This window comes from Pseudoalteromonas sp. Isolate3, assembly GCF_022398505.1.
Lineage (GTDB): Bacteria > Pseudomonadota > Gammaproteobacteria > Enterobacterales > Alteromonadaceae > Pseudoalteromonas > Pseudoalteromonas apostichopi.
Map to the genome: position 1 here is coordinate 21,848 of NZ_JAKEVN010000043.1, position 9,757 is coordinate 31,604.

Below are 9,757 nucleotides of genomic sequence, written 5' to 3' on the forward strand. Positions count from 1 at the left end.
TGTTTTTGTAATATAATGGAGGTAGGCATGGCCGTAGCTGCCAATAAGCGCCCTGTAATGACCCTGTTTTCTGGTGCTAACTGTATGTATAGCCATCAAGTACGTATCGTACTTGCTGAAAAAGGTGTAAGTGTTGACATTCACCTGGCTGAAAAGGATAACCTGCCAGAAGCACTTCATGAGATTAACCCTTACGGTACAGTACCAACACTGATCGATCGTGAGCTTGGTTTATATCAGGCAAACATCATCATGGAATACCTTGATGAACGTTTCCCTCATCCTCCACTAATGCCAGTTTATCCGGTTATGCGTGGCCGTAGTCGTCTAATGATGCATCGTATCGATACTGATTGGTATAGCCTAGCTAACAAAATCACTAGCGGTAGCAGCGAAGCTGCGCAAGCACGTAAAGAGCTTACAGAAGCGTTACTTGCAATTGCACCGATCTTCTCTGAAGCTCCTTACTTCATGAGCGAAGAGTTCAGCTTAGTTGATTGTTACTTAGCACCGCTACTTTGGCGTTTACCTGAGCTTGGCATTGAGCTTAATGGTGCTGGCGCTAAAGAGCTTAAAGAATACATGTTACGTTTATTTGAGCGTGAATCATTCCAAGCTTCACTAACTGAAGCTGAGCGTGAGATCCGTTTATAATGACGCCTAATCGTCCTTATTTACTACGCGCCTTCTTTGATTGGATTGTTGATAATCAGTGCACACCACACTTAGTGGTTAACGCTGATTTTCCTGCTGTACAAGTACCAACACAGTTTGTGCAAGACGGCCAGATCGTTTTGAACATAAGCCCATCAGCGGTAACACAATTTGCAATGGACAACCAACAACTTAGCTTTAATGCGCGTTTTGGTGGTCAACCAATGCAAGTTTACGTACCAATGGGTGCTGTGCTCGCAATTTATGCACGTGAGAATGGTGAAGGGACTGTATTTACTGCAGAAGAATTCATCGAGGACGAAGACGATTTTACTCCGGTATTAGAAAGTGTTGAAACACCTGACGATATTACGCCAGATGATGAACCACCGACAAAACCAGAGAAGAAAAAAGGTGCTCACTTACGAGTGATTAAGTAACCTTATTCAAATACAAGAAACCCGCTTATTAGCGGGTTTTTTATTATCAATTTACGGTTTGAGATTATAAATATTCAAACACTTTAATAACACGTTCAACGCCTGATACGTTACGTGCTACATCAACTGCTAAATTTGCTTCAGAGTCGCTCACTAAGCCCATTAAAAAGACTTCGCCATTCTCTGTAACTACTTTGATGTTATTACTGCTGATGCTCTCTGTGGTGAGTAATTGGGTTTTAACTTTAGAGGTAAGCCATGAGTCATGAGTTTGTGTGCTTATACCAATATTTGAACCAATGCGAATTTGGTTGTGTATCTTACGAATGCCATCAACGCCTTCGATAGCACGTTGTGCTTCGTCTTTCATTTCTTGATTGGCAACTTGACCAATCATAAGCACAGAACCATTAACGCTAATGACGTTAACGTTAGCATATTTATGTAAGCGCTCATTTTCACTGATAGCAATTGAGCTTTTAATTTCGATATTGTTATCGTCGATTTGTGAACCAATTGTGCGGCGATCATTCGCGGCTGTTACAGCACCCGCTGTACCAGCCACGACAGCAGCTGCACAGCCCTGCAGCAATAAAACGGTACCAAATACAAGTAAAGACTGTTTAAACATTAATTTTCTTCCTGTGGGAATAGGGTTAAATCGATAAGCTCACTTAGACAGTGTAAGTTGACTAAGTGCGACTCAACAATGCGGCTTGGGCGTTTTGAAGGCACACGAATTTCAACATCATTTGGCCCAAGTAAACCGACTAATTCACCGCCATCATCGCCAACAAGTACAATGACTTTCATATCACGAGTCAGTGCAGCTTCGACTGCTGAGATAATCTGCTTTTCATTACCATTCACCGCAATTGCTAGTAAAAGGTCACCTTGTTGTGCAAATGCTCGAATTTGTCTGGCAAAAGTTTCGTGCTCATCGTTATTTGCCGTTGAGCCTAAGTTAACTTGATCTTGTGCAAGCGCAACTGCTGGAAGACAAGGGCGCTCGGTCTCATAAAAGTTAATTAATAACCCTGCCATGTGCTGTGCCAACATATGACAGCTAGGGGTGCCACAGCATAGTAATTTATTGCCGTTAATTAGGCTTTGCGCGATGGTGAACGCTGCTGATTCAAGTGCGCTCGGAAGTACTTCACCTGCAGCTATTTGAACTTGAATATTTTCGGTAAAGATTTTTTTAATCGTTTCTTGCATAACCTACCAAATTAAGCCGACGCCAGAAGGCGTTAGTAAACATTTTTAAACCAGTTAAGGCTGCTATTAAGCTCACCCGTTATAGCGACATAATCTATCCGCATTAACTGATTTGAGATCTTTTTTTCGGCAAGATAATGGCTAATCGTTCGCCTTAATCGTTGCTGTTTTAGCTTGCTGAGCGCGTAGTTTGCGCCGCCACGAAGGGCGTTTTTCCTAAATTTTACCTCTACAAATACCAGTGTTTGTCCGTCGCGCATTATCAGGTCGAGCTCACCGTATTTACAAAAATAATTACGCTCAATAGTCTTTAAGCCACGTTGTATTAAATACTGTTCAGCCTGTTTTTCGTAATACAGGCCTTTTTCGCGGCTATTTTGCCACAATTGCTTAAACCACGACATAGCTTCATCCTTGAGCTAGTAGTATTTTGAAATAACCGTTTATTTAGCAGCGTTAATCCCAACAGCAGATTGCATGAATAGTGGAATTGGTTGCTCTGTTGCTAAATCAACAGAAATAATTTTTTTGTTCTTGTACTGTGCCCAATCTAAAGAGCGTGTTACATAACCATTACTGGCAATGCTTAATTGACCACTAATACCACTAAAGCGTTTGCCTTGTACCATGCTCAACTGCTTTACATCACCCAACATACTGGCTGCATCGAATGCCATTGCGAATAAGCGCTGACTTATATCAGCATTCTCTGGCCATAAACTATCGTATTGCTGGCGTAAATTATGTTGTGCAATTTGACCGTCAAGCATCCAAGGTAGTTCCGTAAAATAAAGACCATCTAAATCGCCTTTATCGGTTCTATCGATTTGTTTACTGTGGCTTTTTGAGCTGGCATAAAGCGGAATACGATCAGCAAAAGTACTCACGTTAACGTCTAAATATGGTTTAATTAGGCGTGTTTCGGTGGCATCACCTAAAATATAAACTACATCGATATCACTGCGTGAGCGGGTTTCGCTTTCAACTTCTTGTTTAAATAATGATTTTACGACTTTTATGCGCTCTTTACTTTGGTCTACTTCTAATAGGCCTGTAATTGTCTTAGGCATATCGTCTTTGCCAGAATAAAATCCGATTTGTGGTTTAACTTCGCTGTAGCGTTGCCATTGCGCATTGAAGTATTCAACTAAGCGTTGACCGTTACTGTTATTCGGTGCCAAAAGCATAGGTTTTTGATAGCCTGCAGTTAAAAAACGTTCTAAGGCTTGTTGAACTTCATGCTCAGGGTTTAATGCAAAGAAAAAATGCTGCTGAGAAATACGCTCACCATCAAAGGTGTTTAAATGCATTACCGGGTAATCAACAAGCGTTTGCGCGTTGGTCAACTTTTCAATGTTACTTTTTAATAATGGGCCAATAACAAAGTCGGCTTTAAACTCGCTGAGTTTAAGTGCAATTTCTGCCGCAGATAGTGACTCATCAATAAATAATGTTTGTTCTAATGATTGTCCATCGAGGGCCGCGAGAACACCCGCTTTTAAAGCATCACCTAATCGCTCATTGGCACCTGATTGTGGAAGTAATACAGCTAGGCGTTTTACATTTAAAGGCTCAATTTGTACCAGCTCAGTCACTTTTTTTGGAAGCACTTCAGCTGCCGGGTGGCCAGGGTAGCGGCGCAACCAGTTATTCATTGCTTGGTGTAATTCGACCGGCGCACCTAAATACACTTGGTGGTAAAGCGCTAGATTAACCCAACCTTGTTGTACCACAGAACCACGATTAAAGCGTTCGAGTGCGTACGAAGAAAGCTGGGTTAGGCTTTGCCATAAATCTTTATTGAGATTCGCAACGGTAAAGTTGTTTTTGCTGCTAAGTGTTGATGCCTTAAAAAAGTAAGTCATTGCTTGTTTTGGCATGCCTTGCGATGCATAAACACGCGCTGTTAAGTATTGATGCCATGCTTGATGCTCTGGTTGGCTTAACTGTGGCTCAAGTTGTTGTAATTGTGCCAGAGCTAAGTCGCTCTTACCTTGATGCTCTTGAGCTAGTGCAATATAAAGTTTGTTTTGAATTTGGTCTACGCTCGGAGTCGCTTCTAATTCAAGGCAGACCTTTTCTAAAAGTGACCAGCGCTCTTCGCTAATGGCAGCATCTCGTGCAGTGTATAAAAGCTGAATTTTATCAGCACCGTGACGATTTAGTGCCGCTTGGTACATAGATTGTGCGTCGGTTAGTTGTGATTGAGCCATACTCGATTGGCTCGATTGATTTTCTGTATTATTTCGTTGTTTTTCGGTTGTGCTACAAGCCGATAACCCTGACAATACAATTAATAGACTAACAAGTTTAAGTCGCACAATGATTTCCCGATACGTTAACGCGATTTGCTTATATTACTGACTGACGCAGGAGACCTCAATGTTAAATGAGGACAATTCAGATAAAATCGGCACTCTTTACATTGTTGCCACGCCTATTGGTAACTTTGACGACATCAGCCAGCGTGCCATTCAAACCCTATCTGAGGTTGACTTAATAGCCGCTGAAGATACTCGTCACACAGGAAAGTTGTTAAGCCATTTTAATATCAAAGCAAAAACCTTTGCTTTACATGACCATAACGAGAAACAAAAAGCGCAACAAATTGTTGATTGGCTAGAGCAAGGAATGAATATTGCTCTGGTATCTGACGCCGGCACGCCACTTATCAGCGACCCAGGTTATGCGGTAGTCAATTTATGCCGTGAACAGGGCGCGCATGTCACGCCAGTACCGGGGGCATGTGCAGCAATTACCGCTGTATGTTGTTCTGGTTTACCGACAGATCGCTTTCAGTTTATTGGTTTTACACCTGCAAAGAGTAAAGCAAGGCAAACCTTTTTTATCGAAGCGGTAAACTCAGGTATTACTAGTATCATGTATGAAAGTACCCACCGTATTATGGCGAGTCTTGATGATTTAGAGGAAGCACTCGGTACAGAGCAGCCTGTAGTGTTTGCAAAAGAGCTTACTAAAACCTTCGAAACTTTTTTCAATGGCACAGTTGCCGAGCTAAAACAGTTTTTAACGGATGATCCAACTAAGCAGCGCGGCGAAATCGTATTGATGTTACCAGGTAAGGTAAAGCAAAGTGACGATATTCCAGAAGATGCGCGTCGTATGCTAGGTTTGCTTGAAGCTGAAATGCCACTGAAAAAAGCTTGCGGTGTGGTGGCTGAGTATTTTGGTTTGAAGAAAAACGCACTTTATAAAGCAATTATTGACGAAAAAGACTAATTCTTTACTGCATAGACGTGCGCGCTCAGGTATACTGCGCGCCGAGTCAGCCGAGATAATCGCTGCCTGCAACGAAAATGCGCAGGGGGAGGAAAGTCCGGGCTCCACAGGGCAGGGTGCCAGCTAACGGCTGGGGGGCGCGAGCCTACGACAAGTGCAGCAGAGAGGAGACCGCCAACTTCGGTTGGTAAGGGTGAAAGGGTGCGGTAAGAGCGCACCGGGCCACTGGTAACAGTTGGTTGCAAGGTAAACTCCACCCGGAGCAAGACCAAATAGGGTTCCTTATGGCGTGGCCCACGTTGGAACCGGGTAGGTTGCTTGAGCCATAGAGCAATTTATGGCCTAGACGAATGATTATCCACGACAGAACCCGGCTTATTGGCTGACTCACCAAATAACACAAGAGCCTCGGTATTTACCGAGGCTTTTTGTTTTTAGGGTGGAGAAAATCCACTCCGCGCATATAAAACAGCGGCTTATTGGCTGACTCACTAAATTAAAGAAAGCCCACAGTGAAAACTGTGGGCTTTTTATTCTTTGGGCGGAGAAAAACCACTCCGCGCATACAAAACAGCGGCTTATTGGCTGACTCACCAAATATCATAAAAGCCTCGCAGCAATGCGGGGCTTTTTGCTTTCTTAAATAAAATCCAATTTGCTCAACATTCAAACTGAATCATAATTCCCTGCTCTTAAGTCGTTTCTCACTCTTAGTAAACTAGGAATTTTTCTTAGCCATACTAAGAAAGTCTCTCATTACCATAACGGCTTGTTCTTTATATCCTTTGTATAAAATTTACTTATGTTTAAAGGATTGAAAATGAGTGTTATTGAGGGAAGTACTAAGGAGTTTGGCAATACCACTATCCTGCTTCATAGTTTGGGTTCTTCTTGTTACAGAATTGAATGGTATAGCAGGATGACGGGCGCATCGACGAGTTTAGCAAGGCTCAAGCAAGGTAAGTACGTCGTTATTCGTAAATGGGCGCAAGTGAAAAAAATGTCTGATGTTTCGAGTGAATTTAGCAGCCGAAATAGCGCGTTAATACACTTTCTAAATAACGTCGATATTGTTAAATCACATGATGACTGGATCTGTGCTGCTAAGCAGCACTGTCTTAACTTGTTTGTCGAAAATGAAGGCCTTAAACCTGTTACCAAAGCGAGCTTTCCTAAACCGAGGCTGCAGGGTGCGATTGGTAAAGAGGTGGTTGTTAAATCTAGGTTGGGGGAAAAGGAAATAGCGCATGGCTTGTTGTTACAGCTTATTGGCAATCAAGCTGAAATTCAGCTTGCGAATATGAAGAAAAAATTTTTTACCAAGCAAGTTTATTTAATGTAAATTTTTGCATTCAAATACCAAAATGCACTTCAATTTTAAATCCATCTATTTCAGTAACTGTATACGTGCCATCAAGTGCAATAACTCGCTCTTCAATAAATGATAATCCGTAGCCACCAGATTGTTGTTGTGTGGCTTTCGCTTTGCCATTATCTGTAATATTAAGGTGTATATACTGTTTGTGAGCGGCCAAGCTAAGCCTTAGCTCTGTGGCTGTACTGTGTTTGATGCAGTTTGTTACAGCTTCTTGGCAAATTCTGTAGATAGCTGTTTGATGTTCATCTGATATTGCTTCCTTTAAGCTTATTTCAGCTATGTAATTGATAGACGCTTTATTTAGCAAAGACTTAAAGCGGCCCTCTTTAAGTGCCTGCACAAGGCCTAGTTCATCAAGCTCTCTTGGTCTGAGATGATGCATAATCTGATAGACAGAATCATACATCGCTTTTGCATTTTCTTTTAGGCCATCAACGAGTGCGTTTTCATTATTTTGTTGTGCGATAGAAAGCACAGTTAAATCTGTTTTGAGAGCTGTCAGGTTTTGGCCTAATTCGTCATGTAGTTCTTGAGACAAGTACTTTCGCTCATTTTCTTGAACAGTCACCATACGTTTAGCGAGTTGTTTATTTTTCTCAAGAAGTGCCGTGAGTTTTTCGTTGCTGGCTTGTAGTTGATTATTTTTGATCTTTAACTCGTTAGTGGCAGTCCCTATTAGCAGGCCTGTTACTGAATTCGCTAAGATAAATAATTGGCTAATGTAAGTATTGGTAGCATCTTGTGTGAGGCCTGCTTGTGCAACGATCAGCGCATTGCTTACCAACGCACTTGCTATAGCACCTTTAATACCAAACTTATAAGAGAACCAAATTACCGGTAGCAGTGAGCCAAGGCGAAGTAAGGGGTAAAGATCTGAGTGACTTAGGTAACTCACTATGTAAAGAAACCCCAGTGTGAATAAGCTTAATAAAATAACTGCATGATGCCGTGAAAACAGACGGCTATAACTTTGGCTGATTAACATTAATACGGGGGCGACTAATAATGTCCCCGTCAGGTCGCCTAATATCATATTGAGTTGATATTGTAATACTTGCTTACCTTCTAACCAGGTTGTGAATTCAAAGGCGCTCGAGAACAAAAACCATTTGAAAGAAGCTGAAAAAACGGCAAGTAGAATTAGCGACAAAGCACCTGAATTGGAGGTAACTTTTGGTGGCCAGCGGCTTTTCTTAAAGCTGTAGACAATAGCCATATAGGTTAATTCTTGAAAGAAACCATGAAATAAATCAAAGCTCCATTCGCCATTGTAATAGACACCTGAGTATGATGCATAAAGTCTAGAGGCAATCCAAAGCATTGGCCAAAATCGCACAGACAATATAACAAAAAATGCAAGCTTCACCCCCGCAGGCAGGTAAATTGCGCTACTTTGGGTAACGGTTTCTAAATGATTACTCACCCAAGAGGATAAATATAAAGCAAGAAAGTAAAGCGCAAACACCAATAACTGGTTAAATACTTCAGTTATAAAGCTATGTGAAGGGTACTCTTTTGAGACGAGCTTATGCCAGTTCATCAATTGTGATAATCCCGGAATCTATTGCAATTTTTAATAATTCAAATGAATTACTGACTTCAAGTTTGTTGTATATATTTGTTTTATGCACATGGGCTGTTTTGGGCATCATATCGAGTTGTTGTGCCACTTGTTTGGCATTCAAGCCTTTGGCAAATAAGGGAAGTGCCTCTTTCTCTCTGGGTGTTAAAAGTGTGAGTTTACTTGACGGAGAGGTGGTATTAAATTTCACATCTTCACTGATGTAACGCCCTCCATTAATGACTGAATTGACCGCATCAATTAAAGCTTCTGATGCTGAGCGTTTAGATACATAAGCTTGTACGCCCAACTTTAGAGCGTTGCTAACATAAGGTTCGTAGTCGTACATAGAAGCAACGATCGTTTTTATGTCGGGGAAGTGAGTGTTTAAATAAGAAAGAAATGCGAGTCCGTTTTCACCATCATGCATTGAAATATCAACAATAAATATATCAGGTGTCTCTAAGCTAACGGCAAGTTTTGCTTCAGTGACTGAGCAGGCTTCTATTACAACTTGCCATCCTGTTTGTAGCTCTAATAATTTTTTAAAACTATCCCTAACAAGCTGATGATCTTCAATGATTCCAATACGCATAATCCCTCCATAGAATTTTTATTATATCCCCAGTTCAATGAGTTATGTCTAGGAATTATTCTTATATATTAAATTTGCGTTTATATGTTGTCATTTTAAAGCAACGAAACTCTTGGAGTGTTTCTAGTTCTACTCCATGTTCTGAATCGTTGTGATTATTGATCTCGGACAAGGTTGCTGCGTTGACTCTGTTTGTTACAGTGATACAGTGAAATTGAACTTAAATTCTAGCCAAAGGAGTTGCCCATGCTAGGCGAAAAACACTCGTTATTGAACGAATTCCCAGAGTTTAATGAATTAATCCATAATCTTGCTAAAAATGATGCTCACTTCAAGAAAACCATGCAGCGTTATGATGAGATGGATAAAGAAATTCGTGAGCTTGAATTGCAAAATTCGCCAATTGAAGATGCGGATATGCATGAAAAGAAACACCAACGCGCCGCGCTAAAAGATGAACTTTATGACTTTTTAAAAGCCAACAATTAACAATTTAAAAAGCTAATGCCCCTACCAATTGCATACTCATAGTAGGGGCTTTTTATTTTCTGTTTTTACTACTCAATCGTAGTTAATCGCAATATTCCTTTACTCAATCAAGGTTATGGTAGTCTTAGCGCGATTTTTTCAGGCAACAATAGAATAGTGCCTTGCACTGACTAGGATTAACA

At 41.1% G+C, this 9,757-nt stretch carries 11 protein-coding genes and 1 other RNA gene; 6 read left to right on the top strand and 6 right to left on the bottom strand.

The features are described 5' to 3' along the window. Positions 1-27: 27 nt before the first annotated feature. Positions 28-654 carry a stringent starvation protein SspA gene (gene sspA, locus L1D46_RS10475; protein ID WP_054554181.1) on the top strand — a complete coding sequence of 209 codons (627 nt, stop codon included), beginning with the start codon at positions 28-30 and terminating at the stop codon, positions 652-654. Then, positions 654-1,094, top strand: coding sequence for a ClpXP protease specificity-enhancing factor (locus L1D46_RS10480; protein ID WP_130050513.1), 441 nt, complete (start codon positions 654-656; stop codon positions 1,092-1,094). Before sspA ends, L1D46_RS10480 begins: the two co-directional genes overlap by 1 nt. Positions 1,095-1,158: 64 nt before the next feature. Here L1D46_RS10480 and dolP read toward each other — a convergent pair whose 3' ends face one another. From dolP to L1D46_RS10500, 4 genes are read right to left on the bottom strand one after another with little or no spacing between them, the layout of a single operon-like run. Next, a complete protein-coding gene (dolP, locus tag L1D46_RS10485; protein ID WP_239977524.1) occupies positions 1,159-1,725 on the bottom strand; it encodes a division/outer membrane stress-associated lipid-binding lipoprotein in 567 nt (188 codons plus the stop codon). After that, a complete protein-coding gene (locus L1D46_RS10490; RefSeq protein WP_130050515.1) occupies positions 1,725-2,312 on the bottom strand; it encodes an SIS domain-containing protein in 588 nt (195 codons plus the stop codon). The genes dolP and L1D46_RS10490 overlap by 1 nt, the downstream gene beginning before the upstream one ends. Positions 2,313-2,344: 32 nt before the next feature. Further along, positions 2,345-2,716: a YraN family protein gene (locus L1D46_RS10495; protein ID WP_239977525.1), complete on the bottom strand. Its 372-nt coding sequence runs from the start codon at positions 2,714-2,716 to the stop codon at positions 2,345-2,347. A gap of 39 nt (positions 2,717-2,755) precedes the next feature. Further along, the gene (locus L1D46_RS10500) at positions 2,756-4,633 is read right to left on the bottom strand and encodes a penicillin-binding protein activator (protein ID WP_239977526.1); all 1,878 of its coding nucleotides are present in this window, start codon (positions 4,631-4,633) and stop codon (positions 2,756-2,758) included. 61 nt (positions 4,634-4,694) lie between these two features. Between L1D46_RS10500 and rsmI the strand changes: the two genes are divergently transcribed. The 3 genes from rsmI to L1D46_RS10515 all read left to right on the top strand — a co-directional run bounded on the left by rsmI (position 4,695) and on the right by L1D46_RS10515 (position 6,894). Beyond that, on the top strand, positions 4,695-5,552 hold the full coding sequence (gene rsmI / locus L1D46_RS10505) for a 16S rRNA (cytidine(1402)-2'-O)-methyltransferase (RefSeq protein WP_167658643.1): 858 nt from the start codon (positions 4,695-4,697) through the stop codon (positions 5,550-5,552). Between the two features lie 42 nt (positions 5,553-5,594). After that, positions 5,595-5,946, top strand: an RNA gene (gene rnpB / locus L1D46_RS10510) — RNase P RNA component class A. Positions 5,947-6,372: 426 nt separating this feature from the next. Next, positions 6,373-6,894 (top strand): hypothetical protein, encoded by a 522-nt coding sequence (locus L1D46_RS10515; protein WP_239977527.1) that lies wholly within the window; start codon positions 6,373-6,375, stop codon positions 6,892-6,894. A gap of 10 nt (positions 6,895-6,904) precedes the next feature. Here L1D46_RS10515 and L1D46_RS10520 read toward each other — a convergent pair whose 3' ends face one another. Both L1D46_RS10520 and L1D46_RS10525 read right to left on the bottom strand, forming a co-directional pair. Then, the gene (locus L1D46_RS10520; RefSeq protein ID WP_239977528.1) at positions 6,905-8,470 is read right to left on the bottom strand and encodes an MASE1 domain-containing protein; all 1,566 of its coding nucleotides are present in this window, start codon (positions 8,468-8,470) and stop codon (positions 6,905-6,907) included. After that, positions 8,457-9,086 (bottom strand): response regulator transcription factor, encoded by a 630-nt coding sequence (locus L1D46_RS10525; RefSeq protein ID WP_239977529.1) that lies wholly within the window; start codon positions 9,084-9,086, stop codon positions 8,457-8,459. The genes L1D46_RS10520 and L1D46_RS10525 overlap by 14 nt, the downstream gene beginning before the upstream one ends. A gap of 246 nt (positions 9,087-9,332) precedes the next feature. Here L1D46_RS10525 and L1D46_RS10530 point away from each other — a divergent pair, with 246 nt between their 5' ends. Next, positions 9,333-9,575, top strand: coding sequence for a DUF465 domain-containing protein (locus tag L1D46_RS10530; RefSeq protein ID WP_239977530.1), 243 nt, complete (start codon positions 9,333-9,335; stop codon positions 9,573-9,575). Positions 9,576-9,757: the final 182 nt, after the last annotated feature.